The sequence below is a fragment of the Brevibacillus sp. HB1.4B genome, assembly GCF_013284285.1.
Classification (GTDB): domain Bacteria; phylum Bacillota; class Bacilli; order Brevibacillales; family Brevibacillaceae; genus Brevibacillus; species Brevibacillus porteri.
Genome location: NZ_JABSUT010000003.1, coordinates 385,059 through 407,207 on the forward strand (window position 1 = coordinate 385,059; position 22,149 = coordinate 407,207).

At 49.0% G+C, this 22,149-nt stretch carries 21 protein-coding genes and 1 other RNA gene; 20 read left to right on the plus strand and 2 right to left on the minus strand.

What is annotated here, in order from left to right:
- Positions 1-517: 517 nt before the first annotated feature.
- From hisS to HP398_RS09740, 5 genes are all read left to right on the plus strand, one after another.
- Entirely contained in the window at positions 518-1,792 is a 1,275-nt protein-coding gene (hisS, locus tag HP398_RS09720; RefSeq protein WP_017247585.1) for a histidine--tRNA ligase, read from the plus strand.
- Positions 1,793-1,816: 24 nt separating this feature from the next.
- Entirely contained in the window at positions 1,817-3,607 is a 1,791-nt protein-coding gene (gene aspS / locus HP398_RS09725) for an aspartate--tRNA ligase (protein WP_017247586.1), read from the plus strand.
- A 50-nt stretch (positions 3,608-3,657) separates the two neighbouring features.
- A non-coding RNA gene (gene ssrS / locus HP398_RS09730) (6S RNA) lies at positions 3,658-3,839 on the plus strand.
- Between the two features lie 93 nt (positions 3,840-3,932).
- Positions 3,933-4,688, plus strand: a complete 756-nt coding sequence (locus tag HP398_RS09735; protein WP_017247587.1) for a tRNA threonylcarbamoyladenosine dehydratase — start codon at positions 3,933-3,935, stop codon at positions 4,686-4,688.
- Positions 4,689-4,694: 6 nt separating this feature from the next.
- The gene (locus HP398_RS09740) at positions 4,695-6,053 is read left to right on the plus strand and encodes an AAA family ATPase (protein ID WP_173622467.1); all 1,359 of its coding nucleotides are present in this window, start codon (positions 4,695-4,697) and stop codon (positions 6,051-6,053) included.
- Positions 6,054-6,069: 16 nt separating this feature from the next.
- On the opposite strand, the gene HP398_RS09745 is transcribed toward HP398_RS09740, so the two are convergent.
- A complete protein-coding gene (locus HP398_RS09745) occupies positions 6,070-6,243 on the minus strand; it encodes a hypothetical protein (RefSeq protein ID WP_016739245.1) in 174 nt (57 codons plus the stop codon).
- Positions 6,244-6,340: 97 nt separating this feature from the next.
- On the opposite strand from HP398_RS09745, the gene cymR reads away from it, so the two are divergent.
- The 7 genes from cymR to HP398_RS09780 all read left to right on the plus strand — a co-directional run bounded on the left by cymR (position 6,341) and on the right by HP398_RS09780 (position 13,125).
- On the plus strand, positions 6,341-6,760 hold the full coding sequence (gene cymR / locus HP398_RS09750) for a cysteine metabolism transcriptional regulator CymR (protein ID WP_017247589.1): 420 nt from the start codon (positions 6,341-6,343) through the stop codon (positions 6,758-6,760).
- Positions 6,761-6,787: 27 nt separating this feature from the next.
- Entirely contained in the window at positions 6,788-7,933 is a 1,146-nt protein-coding gene (locus HP398_RS09755) for a cysteine desulfurase family protein (RefSeq protein WP_017247590.1), read from the plus strand.
- Positions 7,934-8,101: 168 nt separating this feature from the next.
- On the plus strand, positions 8,102-9,766 hold the full coding sequence (locus HP398_RS09760; protein ID WP_173622468.1) for a methyl-accepting chemotaxis protein: 1,665 nt from the start codon (positions 8,102-8,104) through the stop codon (positions 9,764-9,766).
- An 80-nt stretch (positions 9,767-9,846) separates the two neighbouring features.
- On the plus strand, positions 9,847-12,108 hold the full coding sequence (recD2, locus tag HP398_RS09765) for an SF1B family DNA helicase RecD2 (RefSeq protein WP_069850476.1): 2,262 nt from the start codon (positions 9,847-9,849) through the stop codon (positions 12,106-12,108).
- A gap of 74 nt (positions 12,109-12,182) precedes the next feature.
- On the plus strand, positions 12,183-12,662 hold the full coding sequence (locus HP398_RS09770; protein WP_017247593.1) for a PRC-barrel domain-containing protein: 480 nt from the start codon (positions 12,183-12,185) through the stop codon (positions 12,660-12,662).
- Between the two features lie 34 nt (positions 12,663-12,696).
- Positions 12,697-12,903: a hypothetical protein gene (locus HP398_RS09775; protein WP_007717618.1), complete on the plus strand. Its 207-nt coding sequence runs from the start codon at positions 12,697-12,699 to the stop codon at positions 12,901-12,903.
- 27 nt (positions 12,904-12,930) lie between these two features.
- A complete protein-coding gene (locus HP398_RS09780; RefSeq protein WP_228088569.1) occupies positions 12,931-13,125 on the plus strand; it encodes a hypothetical protein in 195 nt (64 codons plus the stop codon).
- Positions 13,126-13,243: 118 nt separating this feature from the next.
- Here HP398_RS09780 and HP398_RS09785 read toward each other — a convergent pair whose 3' ends face one another.
- Positions 13,244-13,930, minus strand: a complete 687-nt coding sequence (locus HP398_RS09785; protein WP_017247595.1) for a TerC family protein — start codon at positions 13,928-13,930, stop codon at positions 13,244-13,246.
- 379 nt (positions 13,931-14,309) lie between these two features.
- On the opposite strand from HP398_RS09785, the gene HP398_RS09790 reads away from it, so the two are divergent.
- The 8 genes from HP398_RS09790 to udk all read left to right on the plus strand — a co-directional run bounded on the left by HP398_RS09790 (position 14,310) and on the right by udk (position 22,115).
- Positions 14,310-15,374 carry an AI-2E family transporter gene (locus HP398_RS09790; RefSeq protein ID WP_173622469.1) on the plus strand — a complete coding sequence of 355 codons (1,065 nt, stop codon included), beginning with the start codon at positions 14,310-14,312 and terminating at the stop codon, positions 15,372-15,374.
- A gap of 313 nt (positions 15,375-15,687) precedes the next feature.
- Complete coding sequence (gene alaS / locus HP398_RS09795; RefSeq protein ID WP_173622470.1) at positions 15,688-18,336, plus strand: alanine--tRNA ligase; 2,649 nt, start codon at positions 15,688-15,690, stop codon at positions 18,334-18,336.
- Positions 18,337-18,446: 110 nt separating this feature from the next.
- A complete protein-coding gene (locus tag HP398_RS09800; RefSeq protein WP_007727936.1) occupies positions 18,447-18,707 on the plus strand; it encodes an IreB family regulatory phosphoprotein in 261 nt (86 codons plus the stop codon).
- Between the two features lie 9 nt (positions 18,708-18,716).
- Entirely contained in the window at positions 18,717-19,133 is a 417-nt protein-coding gene (ruvX, locus tag HP398_RS09805; protein ID WP_017247599.1) for a Holliday junction resolvase RuvX, read from the plus strand.
- A 5-nt stretch (positions 19,134-19,138) separates the two neighbouring features.
- Positions 19,139-19,429, plus strand: coding sequence for a DUF1292 domain-containing protein (locus tag HP398_RS09810; RefSeq protein WP_007727932.1), 291 nt, complete (start codon positions 19,139-19,141; stop codon positions 19,427-19,429).
- 147 nt (positions 19,430-19,576) lie between these two features.
- A complete protein-coding gene (mltG, locus tag HP398_RS09815; protein WP_017247600.1) occupies positions 19,577-20,677 on the plus strand; it encodes an endolytic transglycosylase MltG in 1,101 nt (366 codons plus the stop codon).
- Positions 20,678-20,783: 106 nt separating this feature from the next.
- Entirely contained in the window at positions 20,784-21,434 is a 651-nt protein-coding gene (locus HP398_RS09820; RefSeq protein WP_017247601.1) for an O-methyltransferase, read from the plus strand.
- A gap of 36 nt (positions 21,435-21,470) precedes the next feature.
- A complete protein-coding gene (udk, locus tag HP398_RS09825; protein WP_017247602.1) occupies positions 21,471-22,115 on the plus strand; it encodes a uridine kinase in 645 nt (214 codons plus the stop codon).
- Positions 22,116-22,149 lie beyond the last annotated feature (34 nt).

The window sequence follows — 22,149 nt, forward strand, 5'->3', positions numbered from 1 at the left end:
TTATGCGCTCCAGAATTTATTAGCATGTCGCTAATAAATTCTTACACGTTAAAAAAAGTTTTATTCGAGCGCCTGTTGACGGCAGTTGGCGGGTTTGCTATGATTCACATTAAGCTTTTTTATTGAATAAGAAATGATCTGATGACGGGAACAAGTATCCAGGAACCGGATGCCCAGAGAGAAAGCGCCGTGGCTGAGAGTGCTTTCGTATAACGGCTTGGTGAATGACATCCCTGAAGACCGCAGTGAACGGCTGAAAGAAATCTCTTTCCCCAGTAACTGGCAGGCGTGTGCCGGCGTTAACGGCTAATAAGTGGGATAGCCTTTTGTGATTGTAAGGCTATTCAAACAGGGTGGCACCACGGGAGTATAACCAGTCTCTCGTCCCTGACATGCGGCGATTTGCTAAATGTCAGGAGACGGGGGACTTTTTTATTTGGTCAAAAATAAAGGTTCCTTGATCCTGAAGGTTTGGCTTTAGCCCGAGTTTTTGAAAAGACATGGAGGTTCGAGAGGAATGACTAGAATCCAGATCCCACGCGGTACGCAGGATATCATGCCTGGTACTGTAGAGCTGTGGCACTACGTGGAGGCCAAGGCCCGCGATCTGTGTCGCCGCTCCAATTACGCGGAAATTCGTACGCCGCTGTTTGAGAGCACAGAGTTGTTCCAACGGGGTGTAGGCGAGACCACGGATATCGTGGAAAAAGAAATGTACAGTGTAGCCAATCCGCGCAGTACGGACGCTCTCACGCTGCGTCCAGAAGGGACAGCGGGTGTTGTTCGCTCCTACGTGGAAAACAAGCTGTACGGTGTGCCTAATCAGCCTACCAAGCTGTACTACCTGGGGCCGATGTTCCGTCACGAGCGTCCGCAAGCAGGCCGCTATCGCCAATTCGTCCAATTCGGTGCAGAAGCGATCGGTTCAAGCGATCCAGCGATCGATGCAGAAGTCATTGGCCTTGCGATTCGTCTGTATCAGGAGCTCGGATTGACAGGACTTTCTGTGGAATTGAACAGCGTAGGTACGGTAGAAGACCGGGCGCGTCACCGGGAGCATTTGCTCGCACACTTGAACGGTGTTCGCTCTGAGCTGTGCGAGGATTGCCAATCTCGTATCGATCGCAACCCGCTCCGCGTGCTCGATTGCAAAAATGAAAAATGCAAAACACTGACGATGGATGCGCCGTCCATTTTGGACTACTTGAGCGAAGAATCCGCGACACACTTCGAAGCCGTACAAAACTACTTGACCGCGCTGGATATTCCGTTTCATGTAAATCCGCGTCTGGTTCGCGGCTTGGACTACTACACACTGACCGCATTTGAAATCAAAATGGCAGAGATCGGTGCGGTAGAAACGCTTTGTGGCGGTGGGCGCTACAACGGACTGGTTGCAGAGCTGGGCGGCGACGATATGCCGGGCATCGGCTTCGCACTCAGTATCGAGCGTCTGCTGTTGGCTCTGGAAAAGCAAGGTGTTCAACTGCCGATCTCGGGTGGCATCGATTGCTTCGTAGTGGTGCAGACACCAGAAGCGAAAACGACAGCTTTTGTTCTCGTCGACCAATTGCGCCAAGCTGGGATTGCGGCTGAGCTGGATTATCTGGATCGGAAAATGAAAGCACAGTTGAAGCAAGCAGATCGTCTACAGGCTCGTTTTACGGCGATCATCGGCGAGTCTGAATTAACGAATGGCACGGTTGTTCTAAAGGAAATGGCAACAGGCGAGCAACAAGAAGTGAAACGCGAGGAACTCGTTTCGGTACTCGCTGCAAAAGCAAATCAATAAAACAAATCGTTGGGGGAAATGATCATGTCTTGGCAATATCGCACCGTACATGGTGGAGAAGTAACAACAGCACACGTTGGGCAAGAAGTCGTACTGAACGGATGGGTACAAAAGCGTCGCGACCTCGGGGGCGTAATCTTCATCGACTTCCGTGACCGCACAGGCATCGTCCAAATCGTATTCAACCCGGAGTACAACAAAGAAGCTTGGGAAGCGGCTGACAAAGTGCGTAGCGAATACGTACTGGTTGTAAAAGGGAAAGTTGTAAACCGTGCACCAGAAGCAATCAATCCGAAGCTGAAAACCGGCGAAGTAGAAGTGCACATCTCTGAAATCGAAATCTTGAACGATGCAAAAACGCCTCCGTTCCTGATTGAAGACGAGATCGATGTAGATGAACAAGTTCGTCTGAAATACCGCTACCTGGACTTGCGCCGTCCAGAAATGCAGCGCTCCCTGATTTTGCGCAGCAAAGCAGCGAAAGCGTTCCGTGACTACCTGGATGAGAACAACTTCCTGGAAATCGAAACACCAATTCTCCAGAAGAGTACGCCTGAGGGCGCACGTGACTACCTCGTGCCTTCCCGTGTACATCCAGGCGAGTTCTACGCACTGCCACAATCACCACAGCTGTTCAAACAGCTTTTGATGGTATCCGGTTTGGAGCGCTACTACCAAATCGCTCGTTGCTTCCGTGACGAAGACCTGCGTGCTGACCGTCAGCCTGAATTTACCCAAATCGACATTGAGACCTCTTTCCTGTCTATGGAAGAGATCCTGCCGATGATGGAAAAGATGGTTGCTCACGTATTCAAGCAAACGGTTGGTGTAGACGTACCAACTCCATTCCCGCGTCTCACGTATGCGGATGCAATGGCGCGTTACGGTTCTGACAAACCAGACGTACGCTTCGGCATGGAGCTGACAGACGTATCTGATCTGGTTGCGACAAGCGACTTCAAGGTGTTTGCGGCAGCTGTAGCTGGCGGCGGACAAGTAAAAGCGATCAATGCAAAAGGTTGCGGACACTACTCCCGTAAAGAAGCAGACGACCTTGGCAAATTCGCTTCCCGTTATGGCGCGAAAGGCTTGGCTTGGATTGGCTTCAAAGACGGCGAGATCAAAGGGCCAATTGCGAAGTTCTTTAAAGAAGAAGAAATCAACGAGATGAAAGCACGCTTGGCGGTAGAAGAAGGCGACTTGCTCCTGTTCGTTGCTGACAAACCAAAAGTAGTAGCAGATGCACTGGGTGCCCTTCGTTCCAAGCTGGGTGCTGAACTTGGCCTAATTGACCAAAGTAAGTTCGCATTCCTCTGGGTAGTAGACTTCCCGCTGGTTGAGTGGGATGAGGATGCAAAACGCTACGTTGCCCTGCACCATCCGTTTACTCGTCCAAAAGACGAAGATCTGCACCTGTTCGACACCGATCCAGGTCAAATGCGCGCACAAGCGTACGACATGGTTCTCAACGGATACGAGCTCGGCGGAGGTTCCATGCGGATCTTCAAGCGCGAAGTGCAAGAAAAAATGTTTACCGCACTTGGCTTCTCACCAGAAGAGGCACGTAAACAATTCGGCTTCCTCATGGATGCATTCGAATACGGTACACCTCCACACGGTGGAATCGCTCTCGGCTTGGACCGTCTGATCATGCTCTTGGCTGGCCGCACTAACCTGCGCGAAGTCATCGCATTCCCGAAAACAGCAAGTGCGAGCGACCTGATGGTAAACGCTCCAGATGTAGTAGATGGAAAACAATTGAAAGAGCTGTCCATTGCAACAATTGTCACAGAAGAAGAAAAGGTGGAAGCGTAATCGACTTGCGCAACTGCATTGCTCTTTGATACATTGGTAATACTATGATGAAAGCCCTGCTATGCTCGTGACATCCGATAGTTTTGAGCCACAAAGTTTGTTTAGGGAGTTTTTCGTCCGTGATTGTAAAGGCATGCCTCCTTAGAGTGGACGTCTGTAACAGTTCGGCAAGACACCCACCTGCGATGAGCAGGTTCAAAACTAAGGAGCAACACGGCATAATGGGGCTCCTTTTTTCTACTTCAATCCTACTTTTCCGATTGACTATAAGTGCGTGTTGAACAACCCTAATAATCTCGCTTGCGAATGAAAGGTGACACGAAATATGCTTCATCAATTTTCTCGTTGTGAATTGGCCTTCGGTCCCGAAGGTTTGGAAAAAATGAAAAATAGCCGCGTTGCTGTATTAGGAATTGGCGGAGTCGGTTCCTTTACAGTAGAAGCACTCGCGCGTACAGGTGTAGGCAAGCTCGTTTTGGTAGATAAGGATGTAGTAGACATCACGAACATCAACCGCCAAATCCATGCGACGCTGAACACAGTCGGTCAAAAAAAGGCTGAGCTTATGAAGGAGCGCATTGCGACGATCAATCCTGAGTGCGAGGTCGTAACTCTCAATATGTTCTACAATGAAGAAACAGCGGATGCGCTGTTTGAGCATGAACTGGATTACATCGTGGATGCCATGGACACCATGTCCGCGAAGCTCCATGTAATTAAAGAAGCGAAGCGTCGCAATATCCCTATTATTTCTAGCATGGGTGCAGCCAACAAAATGGATCCGACCCGTTTTGAGGTTGCCGATATTTCCCAAACGAGTTATGATCCGATTGCAAAGGTCATTCGTCGTGAGCTGCGGAAAAGCGGTATCTACAAAGGGGTAAAAGTGGTATATTCCCGTGAGATTCCCGTAACCGTACGTGTAGATGTACGCGAACAGATCGTTTCCAACCCGAATTCACCGATTAGCAAAGTGCGGATGCCTCCAGCAAGCAATGCTTTCGTGCCTTCTGTGGCTGGTTTAATTTTGGCCAGTGTAGTGGCAAGAGATATTTTGGAGTGGCAGCCTGTAAAAGGATAGTGGAACATGGATGATTTATTCACGTTTGCCTACGACCAACAGGGTGGCGGCAAACAGAAGCCATTGGCTGCACGGATGCGGCCGCAAACGATTCAAGATGTAATCGGGCAATCGCATATTTTGGCTCCTGGAAAGCTGCTCCGACGCGCGATTGAAGCAGATCAAGTGTCCTCTGTCATTTTTTACGGACCTCCTGGTACAGGGAAAACAACGCTCGCAAAAGTCATTGCCCGGACCACACGTACGCATTTCTCCGAGTTAAATGCCGTTACGGCCGGTGTTGCTGACATCCGCAAAGTGGTAGATGCGGCAAAGGAGCGGCTCGTCATGGACAGTCAGCGGACAACGTTGTTCGTAGACGAGATTCACCGCTTTAATAAGTCGCAACAGGACGCCCTTCTTCCTTATGTGGAGGAAGGCACGATCATTTTGATCGGCGCTACGACGGAGAATCCTTTTTTCGAGGTGAATCCGGCGCTTTTGTCGCGTTCACAAGTGTTTTCCCTTCAATCGCTTTCTCATGAGGAATTGAAGCAGGTCATGGATCGGGCGCTTACTGATGAAGAAAACGGATTGGCGGAGCTATTTGTCAGCGTAGAACCGGAAGCGGCAGAGCATTTGGTTCAATACGCGGAAGGGGATGCCAGACGTTTGCTGAACGCATTGGAACTGGCAGTGACAACGACGCAACCAGGAGCGGATGGACGAATTACAGTGACGCTGGACGTCGCAGTAGAATCCATTCAACGCAGGGCTGTACGCTACGATAAGAGTGGGGACAACCATTACGACACGATCTCCGCTTTTATTAAATCCATTCGTGGTTCTGATCCGGACGCAGCTCTTTACTGGTTGGCGAGAATGATCGATGCCGGAGAAGATCCGCGGTTCATTTCTCGCCGTTTGGTCATTTCGGCTTCAGAGGACATCGGCAATGCAGACCCGCAAGCGATCACAGTTGCGATGTCCTGCTTTCAGGCGGTAGAATTGGTGGGGATGCCTGAAGGGCGTATCCCTTTAGCACAAGCGACGACGTACCTGGCAACTGCCCCCAAAAGCAATGCCGCTTACAACGGAATTAATTCTGCGTTGGATCGTATCCGAACGGATGGTCACAAGCAAGTACCGATTCATCTGCGAGATTCTGCTTATAAGGGAGCTGCGAAGCTGGGACACGGTCAGGGATATCTGTATCCGCATAACTATCCATATGGGTATGTACCTCAACAGTATCTGCCTGACGGTGTAAACTACTCGTTCTACCAGCCAAAGGATCACGGCTATGAGCGTCACATTCGCCGTTTCCAGGAAGAAAGACAGAAGATGGATGGACGTGGATTGCCAAGGAAAAACTCCCCCGAATAATAGGGGGAGCTAACATTTACGTGCGGACGTTTCCGCCTGGTTTATTGGGCAAGTCACCGTTTTCATTCGGTTGTTTGCTCTGCTCACTCGCTCCGTAACGGGCTTTGTGAGCAATCGTGCCTGCGGGTTGGTCGTACAAGGTTTCGGACGGGTGGTTGGGACCTCGTTCCGAGCGTTTGTTCGTTGTCATCTGCATATCACCCCCTAAGATGTTAGTGTGTCCCACGATACAGAAGACATGTAGGGGGCGGGCGCGTATTACCGATACAAAGAGGAGAGTTGTTAACGTGAAGATTTCGACGAAAGGACGTTACGGGCTGACGATCATGATGGAATTGGCCAACCGTTGCGGAGAAGGGCCGACTTCACTGCGGAGCATCGCCCAGAAACACGATTTGTCCGAGCATTACTTGGAGCAATTGATTGCACCTCTGCGTAACGCGGGTTTGGTAAAAAGTATTCGTGGCGCATATGGCGGTTACGTTCTGGCAAAGCAGCCGGATGAGATTTCTGCTGGTGATGTGATTCGCGTGCTGGAAGGACCGATCAGCCCTGTGGAATTTGCAGAGGAAGAAGACCCGGCTAAGCGTTTTTTGTGGCTGCGTATTCGGGATAGTATTTCTGCTGTTCTGGATTCGACTTCCCTTCAGGACTTGATCAGCTTTGAAGACGATGGTCCTGCCGATAATTATATGTTTTATATCTAGAATATAAGTTGGTAGAAGGTGACAGCAGTGTCAGATCTAATGTATTTTGACCACGCAGCGACTACGCCGGTACATCCGCGTGTAGTTGCTGCAATGACTCCCTATTTGACTCAAATATTCGGGAATCCATCCAGTGTCCATGGTGCAGGTCGCGAAGCGCGAAAAGCGTTGGAGCATGCGAGAGACACGATTGCCGACTTTATGGATGCTGATCCACAATCGCTCATCTTTACGAGTGGCGGGACAGAAGCGGACAATATGGCAATCATCGGCGCAGCAATGGCACAGCGCGAACGTGGTCGTCACGTCATTACTTCGCAAATCGAGCACCATGCAGTCTTGCATGCTTGTGAATTTTTGGAGCAGGCTGGATTTGAAGTCACGTACTTGCCTGTTGACCAGACAGGCATGATCTGCTTGGAAGACCTAAAACAAGCGGTTCGCCCGGATACGGTACTGGTGTCCATTATGTACGGGAACAACGAAGTAGGAACGATCCAGCCAATCGAGGAAATCGGTACCTTCTTGCGTGAAAAAGGGATTGTTTTTCATACGGATGCCGTACAGGCTTTTGGTGTACTGCCTATCCATGCACGGAAGCTCCCAGTTGATATGCTCTCGGTATCCGCTCATAAAATTAATGGTCCAAAAGGAGTCGGCGCTTTGTATGTAGCGCGTAAGGTCCCGTTTTCCCCGATTTTGCACGGCGGTTCACAAGAGCGCAAACGCAGAGCGGGAACGGAAAACCTGGCCGGGATTGTTGGGTTTGCCGAAGCGACAAAGGTCGCTGGCGAGGAAATGACGGAGCGGGTTGAAAAGTATGAGCAGATGAAAGCAGCGATGATCGCAGTCTGGCAGGAAGCAGGAATTACGTTCTGCCTGAATGGACATAGCGAGCAGGCTTTGTCACATATTTTCAATGTGTCATTCCCTGGTGCACATACAGAAACCATGCTGATGAATCTGGATATAGCCAAAATTGCAGCAGCGAGCGGCTCAGCTTGTACATCCGGATCATTAGAGCTGTCACACGTGCTGAAAGCGATGCACGTGGACGAGAAGATTCTGCATTCAGCTATTCGTTTCAGCTTTGGAATAACGAATACGGTGGAAGAGGCGAGACAAGCTGCTACAGTGATTGCTGGGATTGTAAAGCGCTTGGTACGCGAATAACGTAGAATGAAAGCCGTTTGGATAAGCCAAGCGGTTTTTTCATTTGAGTAAAAGCGGGTTTCTTATTGGAGTTTGTGGTGAATTGTGGAAGAGGATGGTAAAATGATGCTGTGGTACTAATCCTGAAGAACTATACAATTCGGATCATCCGATAAGGAGAGGACTTTCATGTTGCCCAGACGCTACTCTATTCGCTACAAACTGGTGTTTACGATACTAATCCTAACCATGCTTCCATTAATGGTCGTCGGCTATATCCAATTTGAAAATGCACGCAGCGCGCTATACAAGCTGGCTGTATCTGACTTGCAATACATAACGGAAATGAAGGCACGTGAGCTGGCTGTATACGCTCAAGATGCAACGATTAATGAGGGGAACAGACAGAAAATTAATGAAATAACACGCGAGGTGGCCGAAAAATATTACAAGCCAAATGGCATGGTTGGCTACGCCTATATCTTGGATGCGAGTGGAATTGCCATCTTTCATCCAGACCCGAAAGTCGAGAATACCTCTTTGGCGAATGAAGAATTCACGCAAGTCATGCTCGCTCAAAAAAACGGATGGATCGAATATGACTTCGGCGGCTCTACCAAAGTGGCGGCGTATAAGCAGCTACCAAACGGGTGGATTCTAGCTATTGGCAGCTATGAGAATGATTTGCTGACGACGATTGAGAGCAGTCGTCCAATGATGTTTCTCCTCAACCTGATAAGTGCCACCTTAGCGCTGGTCACAGGCATTTTTATTGTCAACAAGCTGGTACGACCACTAAAAGAGCTGGTATTGGCAATGAAGCGTGCAGAGACAGGAGATTTGACCACGCAAGTGACTGTCCGTTCCCGGGACGAGCTTGGGGAATTATCGTCGATGTACAATGAGATGATGGGTGTATTTCGCAGCATGGTCAACGCGGTGCAGCGAGTAGCCCAGCAGGTAGCGGCAGCTTCGGAAGAATTAACAGCGAGTGCGACAGAAAGTGCACGTGCTTCCGAACAGATTTCCATGGCTTCTTCGGAAATTGCTACAGGTTCCGAACAACAAAAACAAACGGTGACGGATACAGTACGCTTTTTGTCTCGCATCGGTGGAGATATCCAACTCATTGCAGCCTCGACTTCTCAAGTAAATGCTGATGCGACAGACGCGAATCAATTGGCACAGATTGGTGAAGGCAAGCTGCAAGAGCTCGTACAAGAAATGGATCAAATCACGGATCATGCCCGTAGTACGGAGCAGGTTATCCGCGAGCTTGGCTCTCAATCCGAGCAAATCATGGGAATCATCACGATCATTCGTCAAATATCCAACCAGACGAATCTATTGGCTTTGAATGCCGCCATCGAAGCTGCACGGGCGGGGGAACAGGGACGCGGCTTTGCGGTTGTTGCCCAGGAGGTACGTAAGCTGGCTGAGCAATCGGGTGAGGCTGCAGAAGAGATCGCAGGCTTGATTCATACAATCCATACAGATATTCTCACTGCTGTAACGGCAATGGGAACGACTGCAGTCGCTATACAGGATGGACGCGAAGGAGTGGCTCAGGCAGGAGACAGCTTCCAGCAAATCTTGGTGGCCGTTCAAGACGTCAGCCAGCAAGTACATCGTATGAACGATGCAGCCCAAGGGATTCATCGCGATACAGTCCAATTGGTGAGTCACTCCGAAAAAATAGCTGGACTTGCGGAAATAGCGGCCAGAGATACACAGGAAGTGGCAGCAGCGTCCGAAGAACAGTCTGCAACATCCGAGGAAATGACGGCAGCATCAGAAACACTTGCGAAAATGGCCGAGCAGTTGTCAGAACAAGTAAAACGATTTACAATTTAAGACGAGCATATGAGAAATCCACTTTCAAGAGAAGTGGATTTTTCCTTTCTGGAACGGTTTTTATGTCAGGAGGCGTTTAGATGGACGAGCAGCAGTCAATCTCGCTGTTTGCGGAAACCTACATTCGAGGATTTGTTTCTCAAGAAATTTTTTACAATGATGAAACCTGGTACGGAGTTATCCGTCTAAAGATAGAAGAGACTACCGAATCGATTAAAGAATCGGAGGTCATTATTGTCGGTAATTTTCCTCGGCCACATCCAGATGAGCTGTACACCTTTTACGGGGAATGGAAGACACACGCTCGTTTTGGCCAGCAGTACGTAGCAAAGCGCTATGAACGTGAAACACCGAAAACATTGGCAGGGGTTGAGCGATACTTAGCCAGTGGCTTGTTTCAAGGGATCGGAAAAAAGATGGCCAAACGAATTGTCGAGCAGCTTGGGGTAGATGCGCTGTCGATTATCGCGGACTTCCCGGAGCGATTGGCTGAGGTACCAGGCATTTCTGAACAACGTGCCAAAACAATCTATGAATCAGTAGTCGAGCATCGTTCCTTGGAAAGTGCCATGGTTTTCTTGTACGACTTCGGCATTGGTGTGAACATGGCGCTGCGTATTTATCAGACCTATAAGCTGGAAACGATGACAGTACTGAAGGAAGAGCCTTACCGGTTGATTGAGGATGTCGTTGGAATCGGCTTTAAGCGGGCAGATGACATTGCACGAGCAACTGGAATCGATGCTTCCTCAGAAGAACGTGTGAAGGCGGCAGCTCTCTTTATGTTGCAGGAGGCTTCGTATTCAGAGGGACATGTTTATTTGCCTGTGGAGGAGCTGTGTGAAAAAACACTGCGCCTTCTCGAAGAGTGCGGCGGGCACGTTTTTTCTGGAGACGATATTCGACTGGCAGTGGAAGCCCTGTTTGTGTCCAGTAAAATTGCCTGGGAAGATGAGCGGGTGTATTTGCCTTCACTGTTTTTTGCCGAACTCGGTCTTGCCAAAAGACTGCGTCACTTCGCTGCGCGGGATGAATTTGGTACGTTCCCGACATCGGAATTTTACCGTGCGTTAGGGGCGGTCGAGGATGAGCTGGGGATTACATATGCCCAGACGCAGCGTGATGCCATTGAACAGGCGATCAAAGCAGGTCTGATGCTTCTCACAGGGGGGCCTGGGACGGGGAAAACGACAGTCATTCGAGGGATTTGTCGTGTCTTTTCTCAGCTTCATGGATTGTCTCTGGACTTGAAAAAATACAACGAAGAAAATCCGTTCCCGATCATACTTGTAGCTCCTACTGGGCGTGCTGCAAAACGTATGACAGAGACTACGGGTTTACCTGCAATGACTATCCATCGCTTACTCGGTTACAAAGGAGAGAGCTTCGAGCATGATGCGGAGCACCCAATCCGTGGCCGGCTATTAATTGTGGATGAAATGTCCATGGTTGATATCTGGCTCGCCAATCAATTGTTTCGTGCGGTTCCAGATGACATGCAGATCATCATGGTAGGTGACCCTGATCAGTTACCTTCCGTAGGACCAGGCAACGTCCTATTGGATATGATTCGATCTGGATTGCTACCTTTGGTACAGCTGACAGAAATTTATCGGCAAGCAGAAGAATCAACCATTATTCGGTTGGCCCATGATGTACGCAAGGGGAATGTACCGGCAGATTTGCTTCACACCACCCCGGATCGGCGATTCTTCACAAGTTTGCCACAAGAAGTTCCGGAAGCAGTGAAACAAATTTGCTTCGGAGCCGTAAAAAAAGGGTATACGGCAAAAGATGTTCAGGTATTAGCCCCTATCTATAAAGGTAATGCCGGTGTGAACCGGTTGAATGAAGAATTGCAGGAGCTGTTTAATCCGAAAACGCCGCAAAAGCGTGAAGTTACTTTCGGTGAGACGACTTTCCGTACAGGAGACAAGGTTCTGCAATTGGTGAACAATGCTGAAGAACAGGTGTTTAACGGTGACATGGGTGAGATCGTCGCCATCTTTTTCCCGAATGAAAATGCGGAGAACCAGGAGATGCTGGTCGCTGCCTTTGATAACAGGGAAGTGGTGTACAAGCGTTCGGATTATCATCAGCTGACGCTTGCCTACTGCTGCTCGGTTCATAAGTCTCAAGGCAGCGAATTTCCGATTGTGATCATGCCGTTTGTCAAAAGCTACTACCGTATGCTCAGACGTAAGCTGGTCTATACCGGGATTACCCGGAGCAAATCATTCCTCATCATGTGTGGAGAGCCGGATGCGTTCCGCGCTGCAGTAGAGTCTGATGAGGAGGGAGTACGGTACAGTTACCTGGAGGAACGGCTAAAGCAAGAGTGAAGTTGGAACCATTTGCGCCGAATGGACGTGTCCTTTTCGCCTGATACTAACAAGGCGGAAGGGGGATGTCCCACATGCGCAAGGCAATGGATGCAGTCGGATTGCCAGTTGTTTGCCTTCAAACAGGGGAAACGATTGGAACCGTGCGCGACATTCTTTGCGACTCCACTTGGCATGTACGAGGAGTCTTGCTGAGCGAACAGGGCTGGTTCCAATCAGGTACCTATATTCCTACCGAACATATTCATGCGGTTGGGGAGTCCTGCCTTACCGTATCGGGAAAAGACGCGATCACGCCCTTACCTCATCTCGCCGGACTAGAGCCTGTCGGCATTGTGACGGGAAAGACGAAGTTAAAAGGAAAAGCGGTGATTACCGCATCCGGAGAGTGTTTGGGGAGGCTGGAAGACGTTTACTTTTCAGCCAACTGGGAGAAACTTGTAGGGTACGAACTATCGAATGGCTGGCTTGCAGATATTACGGAAGGACGAAAGCGCCTCCCTGCACCAGCATCCGTTATCGTCGGGGAAGAAAACCTGATCGTGCCGGACTAGTTCGTGGCCAGGCGTGAAAGGGAGGAAAAGCGTGATGCGTGTCATATGCCCGAATTGCAGTTCCAAAGACGTAGGAAAGATTGGAACCAATCAATACTATTGCTGGAACTGCTTTATAGAAATGAGCGTTTCCAATGAGCAGATCGCTTCTGTCTACCAGGTTGAGGAAGATGGATCTTTGCATTCGCTCAACGATCTGTTTATTGAGGATCAGACAGTAACCGCTCACTTGAATATGTAGTGGATTTGAGCGGCAAAACCAATGGAGGTGGCACGCTTGTTCATTCGAGGCCTGTTGCGGGTTCTGGCCACAAGCGGAATTGTGGCGATCATTGGCTATTGGATGGCTCCGCGACGTCGCAGTCGGTTTTCATTGAATTGGAATCAGTTGCCCTTCTCCATGCGTGATGTAACGCGTATGTGGAAATCAGGTCGCAAGCTGATGCGTGCCGTGACTCGTTAACAAAATGTGAATTGGAACGTAAATAAACACCCGAACATACACTGTGTTCGGGTGCTTTTTTTACATCGCCATACATGAAAAAGCTCCGTCGCGTAAAACGACGGAGTCTTGCTTTGCATTAAGATTGTTCTGCCAAACGTTTTTGCTGTTGGCTTTTCATGCGTCCGATCAACAGGACACCAACCACAACAGCTACGATGAATAACCATTTTACCCAAGGGTAAGCGGCAAAGAATGGTGTGAGGAACTTCTCGCTCGTTACCATGTTCGCAGCGGTATACGCCAATACGGCAGAACCGATATAAATAACGATCGGATATTTCTCGATCAGCTTCAAGATCAATGTGCTACCCCAAACCATGATCGGAACACTGATGATCAAACCGATAACTACCAGAAGGAAATCACCATGTGCTGCACCAGCAACCGCGATAACGTTATCCAAGCCCATTACCGTGTCGGCTACGATAATCGTCCAAATCGCTGCTCCAAGTGTTCCGCTTGCCTTCATATTCTCATGACCATTATCTTGAACCAGCAACTTGAGGGCGATCCAAATGAGAATCAAACCACCTACAAGCAGCAGACCAGGAATTTTCAGTAACCAAACGACAGCGAGTGTCGCCAATGCACGAATGACAATTGCACCAACCGTTCCCCAGATGATAGCTTGCTTTTGCTGATGAGCAGGCAGGTTACGAGCCGCCATCCCGATGACGAGGGCATTGTCCCCGGCCAGCACGAGATCGATGATAACGATAGAGAGTAATGCAGTCCAAAACTCAGGGCTTAACAATAAATCCATTTCTACTCCTCCTCCTAATCCATTTTAGAAGCGAATAATCCGCTGGCCGTTTTCTTGATACCTCCTGTAGTGTGTGTAAAGGGGCGAAAAAGAAAACGACCTTTCCCGGGACAGGAAAAGGTCGTTTAAAATACAAAAATAGACCTTTTACCTGGTCGGCAAAGGTCTTGCTTACAACATTTACGAAAATGTTGCCAACATAGCCGGGGAAAAATCCCGTAATGACGACTATGTTGCGAAAAAGCTACTCCCCTTTGGAGATATCCTCTTGTAATTACATACTACTGAACACGAAATTGTGTGTCAATAGGTTACATGAAATTAATGTGAATGAGACAAGCTAAAAAAGATGTATGCAAATAGAGAGGAGTTGGGGAAGGTGGATGAACTTCGGCGAAGTCGTCTATTTGCTGCTGCTGTTTGGCTCATCGCACTTTTGGTCATCGGCAATCTGCTTTGGCTGCTCCGACCAGTCCTTTCACAGTTGTTTTCGCTCATGAAGGAAGTGCTCGTTCCCGTCATATTGGGACTCGTTATCGCTTACTTGCTCCATCCGGTCGTGCAATTGCTAGAAAAAAGAAGGGTTCCGCGCTTAATGGCAGTGCTGCTCATATATGGATCATTTGTATTGGTGATTACCATTGCGATCATTAACGCCATCCCTGTTTTTACGAAACAATTGGTGGAGCTGTCAGACGATATTCCCCGCCTGATGGATTGGTACTATACATGGATGAGTGAGTGGGAGGCACGAAAGTATTTCTTGCCGGATAGCATCTCGAAGGGTGTGGACCGGGTGATCATCCAGTCGAATGAGGGAATGTCTCATTCCGTATCGAAAATCGTGGATAATGCTCGTCATTCGATGGGAAAGCTGTTTGCTTTTGCTATCGTACCATTTATCGCTTTTTACTTTTTGAAGGATATGAAGCAATTGCATGAGACGGGGATGTCGATTGTTCCAAAGGCTTACCGGAAGCAAGTACTGATCGTCCTTCGGGATATTAATGAATCCTTGGGCAAATACATACATGGACAAATGATTGTCGCCCTGATCGTAGGTGTTTTTGCAAATCTGGGCTACTGGTGGATCGGCATGCCGTATCCTTTTGTACTGGCTGCATTCGTATGTCTCACCAACATCATTCCGTACATCGGACCATTGATTGGGGCGGCCCCGGCAGTTGTGATCGCCATTACGATTTCAACCAAGACACTACTACTCGTTCTCGTTGTCAATCTCATCATTCAAATCGTGGAAGGGAACATTTTGTCCCCGAACATCGTTGGTCGTTCGTTGCATTTGCACCCGCTTCTCATTATCTTGGCCCTGCTAGTAGGGGAGACTGTAGGGGGCATCATCGGGCTAATCGTTGCTGTCCCGATTCTTGCCGTTTGCAAAGTGATCGTCAGCCGAATCGCTGTCATGATGCATGAAAGTTGACAGTGATCAGGTAAAATATTTATAATATGGACAAAGTGATTTATGTGAAATCAATGAGGGAACGAGTATGTTGCAGACCTTTTACAGAGAGGGCGCTCCATGGTTGAGAGGGCGACCAAAAGAAGAGCAGCAGAAGGCTACTCCTAAGACCGGGCAAAACCCGGCGGCTTGGCACCGTTAGACGCCACTTAAGCGACAGGCCTTGGCTCAGATACGTGTAGCGAGCCTGTAAGCAGGGTGGTACCGCGAGAAAATCAGTTCTCGTCCCTGAGGGGATGGGGGCTTTTTTTATTTTTAGATGAGGAGAATGTAGATGAAGAAACTGACAGGCAATCAAATCCGCCAGATGTTCCTCGACTTTTTTGTAGAAAAAGGACATCGCATTGAGCCTAGCGCTCCATTGGTTCCAATCGACGATCCTTCCCTTCTGTGGATCAACAGCGGTGTAGCGACTCTCAAGAAATATTTTGACGGCCGAATCATCCCGGACAACCCGCGCATCACGAACTCACAAAAGTCTATTCGTACCAACGATATTGAAAATGTGGGACGTACTGCTCGCCACCATACCTTTTTCGAAATGCTGGGTAACTTCTCTATTGGCGAGTACTTCAAGGAAGAAGCGATTGAATGGGCATGGGAGTTTTTGACGAGCCCAAAATGGATGAGCTTTGATCCAGAATTGCTTTCCGTTACCATTCACCCAGAGGACGAAGAAGCATTTGAGCTGTGGAGCAAGAAAATCGGTGTTCCAGAAGAGCGAATCATCCGACTGGAGGGCAACTTCTGGGATATCGGAGAGGGCCCGAGCGGACCGAACACGGAGATTTTCTATGACCGTGGAGAAGCATTTGGAAACGACCCGAGCGACCCTGAGCTGTACCCAGGTGGGGAGAATGAGCGTTACCTGGAAGTATGGAACCTGGTATTCTCCCAGTTCAACCACAATCCAGACGGTACCTACACGCCGCTGCCTAAGAAGAACATTGATACGGGGATGGGTCTTGAGCGCATGGCGTCTGTCATCCAAGGCGTAGACAACAACTTTGAGACAGACTTGCTGTTCCCGCTGATCGAAAAGACCACGGAAATCTCCGGTGTGAAATATAAAACAAGCCCTGAGATGGATGTAGCCTTGAAGGTAATCGCTGACCATGCACGTACGGTTGTGTTTGCGATCGGTGACGGGGCGCTTCCATCCAATGAAGGACGTGGCTACGTCATTCGCCGTCTGCTTCGCCGTGCCGTACGTATGGGGAAAAAGCTGGGCGTAGAGAAGCCATTCCTGTACAGCTTGACTGAGACAGTAGGCACGATGATGGGCGAATTCTACCCAGAGGTTGTCCAAAAGCGTGTGTTTATCGAAAAAGTTATTCGTGCCGAGGAAGAGCGTTTCCACGAGACACTGAACGACGGTCTGGCGATCCTGTCTGACATGGTGAAGGCAGCAAAAGAAAGCGGAAAGACACAACTGTCTGGTCAAGATGTGTTCAAAATGTACGATACGTATGGATTCCCTGTTGATTTAACAGAAGACTTTGCTGACGAGCAAGGGCTGACTGTCGATCGCGATGGCTTTGATCAAGCGATGGAAGAACAGCGTGAGCGTGCACGTGCAGCACGTCAAGATGTAGACAGCATGCAAATCCAAGGTGGTCCATTGTCTGATTTGACGGTTACGAGCCAATTTGTTGGTTATACTGAATTGGTAGCAACAGGTAAAGTTGAAGCGATTATTTTGGACAACCAGCTGGTAGAAGAAGCAGAAGAAGGTCAAACCGTACAACTCGTTCTGAGCCAAACTCCTTTCTATGCAGAAAGCGGCGGTCAGATCAATGACGAAGGTTTCCTGATTTCTGATATCGTGAAAGCACGTGTGACAGATGTACAAAAAGGACCAATGGGTCAAAATGTACATTCCGTCATCGTCGAAGCAGGTACCCTGCGCAAAGGCGATGAGGTTCGCGCGGAAGTGAACCGTGAAGCACGTCTGGCTATCACACAAAACCATACAGCGACTCACTTGCTGCATCAAGCACTCAAGGATGTCTTGGGAACGCATGTCAATCAGGCAGGTTCCTTGGTAGCACCAGAGCGTCTCCGTTTTGACTTCACGCACATTAGCTCCATTACTCCAGAAGAGCTGGAGCGTATCGAAGCGATCGTGAATGAAAAAGTGTGGGCAAACCTGAGTGTCGAGATCTCCAACAAATCATTGGCTGAGGCAAAAGCGATGGGCGCGATGGCGTTGTTCGGTGAAAAATACGGCGACGTTGTACGCGTTGTAAAAGTGGGCGAATACAGCTTGGAGCTGTGCGGTGGATGCCATGTGAACAATACCGCAGAAATCGGTCTGTTCAAGCTGGTTAGCGAGAGCGGTATCGGCGCAGGTACACGCCGGATCGAAGCAGTAACAGGACGCGGCGCTTATCAGTTCTTGAACCAGCAGTTCACTACACTCAAAGAAGTGGCGCAAGCACTCAAAGCACCAGTACTGGCAGAAGCACCTGCACGTGTAGAAGGTCTGCAACAACAATTGAAAGAAGTACAGCGCGAAAACGAGTCCCTGCGTGCAAAACTGGGGAACATCGAGGCAGCGTCGTTGACGGATAAACTCCAACAAGTAGACGGCATGAATGTACTCGCTGCACGTGTTTCCGCTGTCGATATGGACAACCTGCGCGGCATGGTAGATGAGCTGAAAAACAAACTCGGCTCCGCTGTCATTGTGTTGGGTGCAGTCGATGGCGACAAGGTGAACCTCGTTGCAGGTGTAACCAAAGATCTCATGGATCAAGGCATTCACGCTGGCAAGATCATCAAGGAAGTCGCAACTCGTTGCGGTGGCGGCGGTGGTGGACGTCCTGATATGGCACAAGCCGGCGGTAAGGACCCATCCAAGCTGCAAGAAGCACTGGATGCAGTGGTTGACTTCGTGAAGAGTCAAGCAGTAGGGAAATAGTGCGATTGCACGAGAAATTTGTATAATCGACAGGAGTAAACGAAATCCGAGTCGAATACAAAAAAGAGTATAAAACTAAAAGAGTCTCAAAGGAAATCGAGGTGTTGATTGTGAGTTCGTTGGATAATACCATGAAATTCACGGTGCCCAAGGAAGCGAATGCGGCGGATGTGCAAGAAACATTGACAGAGGTGTACAAAGCCCTGCAGGAAAAAGGATACAACCCGATCACCCAGATCGTCGGTTACTTGCTTTCTGGCGACCCGGCGTTTATCCCACGCCACAACAACGCGCGGAGCCTGATCGGCAAATTGGAACGGGACAAAATCATAGAAGAGTTGGTGACCGTTTACTTGTCAGAGCGCAAGTAGACCTTAACGATGACACGATTGATGGGTTTGGATGTAGGCGACAAGACGATTGGAGTGGCTGTCAGCGATGAGCTGGGATGGACTGCGCAAGGAGTAGAGACCATCAAGCGACAATCCAAGGAAAAGGATTTTGCTCGCCTGAGCGAATTAGTTTCGCAGTATCAAGTTGGGGCTTTCGTTGTTGGTTTGCCCAAAAACATGAACGGAACCATTGGCCCGCGTGCTGAAATGTGTCAAGCATTTGGCAAGCTTTTGGAGGAACGCACGTCTCTTCCTGTCCACATGTGGGACGAACGCTTGACGACCATGGCGGCAGAGCGTATGCTGATCTCTGCTGATGTCAGCCGTCAAAAGCGAAAGACAGTGATAGATAAAATGGCGGCCACTTTAATCCTCCAAGGATATTTGGACGCGAAATCGAGGTGACCACAATGAGTGAAGAGATGATGGAAGAGTTCGAAGTGGGCGATGTGATCGCGCTGACGGAAGAAGGTACCGAGGAACCGCGAGATTTTCGTATCATGTACATTTTTGACATTGAAGACCGCAGCTATTTGGTGCTCGTACCAGTAGATCAGGAAGAGGAAGAAGAGTACGAGGTTCACTTCCTGCGTTATGATGGTACAGACATGCTCATGCCAATCGAAGATGATGAAGAGTGGGAGCAAGTAGAAGCTACCTTCGAAACGTTGATTGCCGATTTGGAGAAAGACGGAATTTAATAGATTCGTGAGAAAAGGGTCCGCAACTGGCGGGCTCTTTTTTTATGACTTTTTTCGCCAAAATCATCCATGAAGTGACAGTTGGATAAGCCTCTTGTATAATGGATGGGATGGAGATAAAGAGACCCTAAAGGGAGGATTTCTAGCTTGAAACCAATGTCAGCGAAGCCTGATTTTAACCCCGGCCGCCCTCTGGCGCATCGACGCAGACGCGGCGGACGAATTGTGATGTGGCTGGTTGCCTTGTTGTTGTTGATCATTTTGGCTGCGGGGGGAGCAGCGTGGTACGTGTACCAGCAATTACAACCCGTTGCAGGTGAACAGACGGTGAAAAACGTGGCGATTCCGTCCGGGTCATCCGTACAAAAAATTGGTCGACTTCTGGAAGAACAAGGTCTGATCCGAAATGCCGATGTATTTAATTACTACGTGAAGTATAAAGGCGTGGCCCCTGATCTTAAGGCGGGAGAATACCAATTTACGACTGGTCAAGCCATTGATGAGATACTAACTGCTATGGTGGAAGGAAACACGGTGATCAATGCGAACCGATTTACGATCCCAGAAGGCTGGAATGTTGAACAGATCGCAGATCATCTCGATAAAGAAGGCATTGTAGAGAAGGCGGCATTCTTAAAAGAAGTAAATGAAGGTGCATTCCCCGACTATCCTTTTGTCGCAGCCATACCGAAGCATGCAGACCGAAAACACCGTCTGGAAGGATATCTGTTCCCGGAAACGTATGAGGTGGACAAAGATGCTACAGCACATGATGTCGTCTCGCGTATGCTGGCTCAATTCCAAAAGGAATGGAAGCCAGAGTGGACAGAGCAGTTGAAGCAGCACGATTTAACACTGGATAAGGCGGTTAATCTCGCATCGATCGTTGAGCGTGAAGTAACAGTAGACAAGGAGCGCCCACTTGTAGCAGGCGTGTACTATAATCGGATTCGCGATAAGTGGCCGTTGCAGGCTGATGCTACCGTCCAGTTTGTTCTCGGCAAACAACGAGACCGTTTGACCTTCGAGGACCTAAAAGTAAAAAGTCCGTACAACACATACACAAATCCTGGATTGCCACCGGGGCCGATTGCCAACCCAGGCAGAGCTTCGCTTGCAGCCGTCGTCAATCCAGCTAAACACGATTACTTTTTCTACGTGACGAAAAAAGACGGAACGGCCGAGCATTACTTTTCCAAAACACTGCAAGAGCATGAAGCAAATGATAAGAAAAGCAGGGGAAACTAACCAAGTTTCCTCTTTTTTTTTGCATGCGATCAACAGCGCTTGACGTAGCCAAGCTTTCTCAAGGTGTGCTATAATAATTCGGTTGTAACGAAAGAGGAGTGAAATCATGATTACCAATCCGGCAATTGACGACTACGTGTCAAGCCTGGTACCCGAGCGTTCTCCGCTGCTCAAGCGACTGGAGCAGGAGGCGGCAGAGGAAAACATTCCGATTGTGCAGCTCCCGTCCGCTCAAGTCATGCGGATGTTGTTATTGCTGCATCGTCCCAAAGCGATTCTGGAAGTGGGTACGGCAATTGGCTATTCCACCATTTGGCTTGCAGAAGCTGCGCCGGAAGCGCGAATTGTCACGATGGACATAGATGAAGATCGATTGGCGAGAGCACGGGAAAATATAAAAGAAGCAGGATGTGCAGATCGTGTGGAAATACTCTCACGTGACGCCACTTTAGGGTTGCCGGAGTCATATCAATTTGACTGCTTGTTTATCGATGCGGCTAAAGGTCAGTATCGAGTATTCCTCGATTTGTATCTACCGCTTCTCCGCGAAGGCGGTTTGGTAATCAGCGACAATGTCCTGTTCCGAGGACTGGTGGCGACCCCAGAAGAAGCGGGCAAGCGCCAGCGTCCGATGGTGGACAAGCTGCTTTCTTATAATTCGCATCTGATGGAGCGTCCTGATTTAGAAACGACATTTATTCCAGTCGGAGACGGGCTGGCCATCAGTATGAAAAAGAGTAAAAACATAGGGTCGTAAACGGTGTAAAGCATCATGAGGAAGGGGACATGAAGCATGGGTAACCCCGTATTGATTGGGGTAGCGGGAGGCAGTGGTTCTGGAAAAACGACTGTAGCAAAGGAGCTGTACCGCCAGTTCCAAAATGATAGTGTAACGATGATTGAGCAGGACTCCTACTACAAGGATCAAAGCCATTTGAGCCCAGAAGAGCGGGCGTTGACTAACTACGACCATCCCTTCGCTTTTGACAACGATTTGTTGCTTACGCATTTGCAAGAGCTGATGCAAGGAAAGGCGATCCAAAAACCGATCTACGACTTCAAGGAGCATAACCGTAAGCCAGAGCAGATCCAGGTCGACCCGAAGGATGTCATCATTCTGGAAGGAATGCTGATTCTGGAGGATGAGCGAATTCGTGATTTGATGGATATTAAGGTATTCGTTGATACCGATGCGGATGTGCGTATTGTACGCCGAATCGTACGTGACATCGAAGAGCGCGGTCGTTCCCTCGATTCTGTCGTGACACAGTACCTAACCGTCGTTCGACCGATGCATTTGCAGTTTATTGAGCCGACCAAGCGATATGCAGATGTCATCATGCCAGAGGGCGGCTACAACCGAGTAGCATTGGATCTGTTATCCACGAAGATCAGCAATATTTTATTGGAGAAGCAACAGTTCGCCAATCAATCTTAAATACCTAAAAGTGCACCGTGACATACGGTGTGCT

Excerpts from the sequence above, each read along its gene's own strand:
- hisS (WP_017247585.1), top strand. The coding sequence starts at position 518 with ATGACTAGAATCCAGATCCCACGCGGTACGCAGGATATCATGCCTGGT.
- aspS (WP_017247586.1), top strand. The coding sequence starts at position 1,817 with ATGTCTTGGCAATATCGCACCGTACATGGTGGAGAAGTAACAACAGCA.
- HP398_RS09735 (WP_017247587.1), top strand. The coding sequence starts at position 3,933 with ATGCTTCATCAATTTTCTCGTTGTGAATTGGCCTTCGGTCCCGAAGGT.
- HP398_RS09740 (WP_173622467.1), top strand. The coding sequence starts at position 4,695 with ATGGATGATTTATTCACGTTTGCCTACGACCAACAGGGTGGCGGCAAA.
- HP398_RS09745 (WP_016739245.1), bottom strand. The coding sequence starts at position 6,243 with ATGACAACGAACAAACGCTCGGAACGAGGTCCCAACCACCCGTCCGAA.
- HP398_RS09760 (WP_173622468.1), top strand. The coding sequence starts at position 8,102 with ATGTTGCCCAGACGCTACTCTATTCGCTACAAACTGGTGTTTACGATA.
- recD2 (WP_069850476.1), top strand. The coding sequence starts at position 9,847 with ATGGACGAGCAGCAGTCAATCTCGCTGTTTGCGGAAACCTACATTCGA.
- HP398_RS09770 (WP_017247593.1), top strand. The coding sequence starts at position 12,183 with ATGCGCAAGGCAATGGATGCAGTCGGATTGCCAGTTGTTTGCCTTCAA.
- HP398_RS09775 (WP_007717618.1), top strand. The coding sequence starts at position 12,697 with ATGCGTGTCATATGCCCGAATTGCAGTTCCAAAGACGTAGGAAAGATT.
- HP398_RS09785 (WP_017247595.1), bottom strand. The coding sequence starts at position 13,930 with ATGGATTTATTGTTAAGCCCTGAGTTTTGGACTGCATTACTCTCTATC.
- alaS (WP_173622470.1), top strand. The coding sequence starts at position 15,688 with ATGAAGAAACTGACAGGCAATCAAATCCGCCAGATGTTCCTCGACTTT.
- ruvX (WP_017247599.1), top strand. The coding sequence starts at position 18,717 with ATGACACGATTGATGGGTTTGGATGTAGGCGACAAGACGATTGGAGTG.
- HP398_RS09810 (WP_007727932.1), top strand. The coding sequence starts at position 19,139 with ATGAGTGAAGAGATGATGGAAGAGTTCGAAGTGGGCGATGTGATCGCG.
- HP398_RS09820 (WP_017247601.1), top strand. The coding sequence starts at position 20,784 with ATGATTACCAATCCGGCAATTGACGACTACGTGTCAAGCCTGGTACCC.
- udk (WP_017247602.1), top strand. The coding sequence starts at position 21,471 with ATGGGTAACCCCGTATTGATTGGGGTAGCGGGAGGCAGTGGTTCTGGA.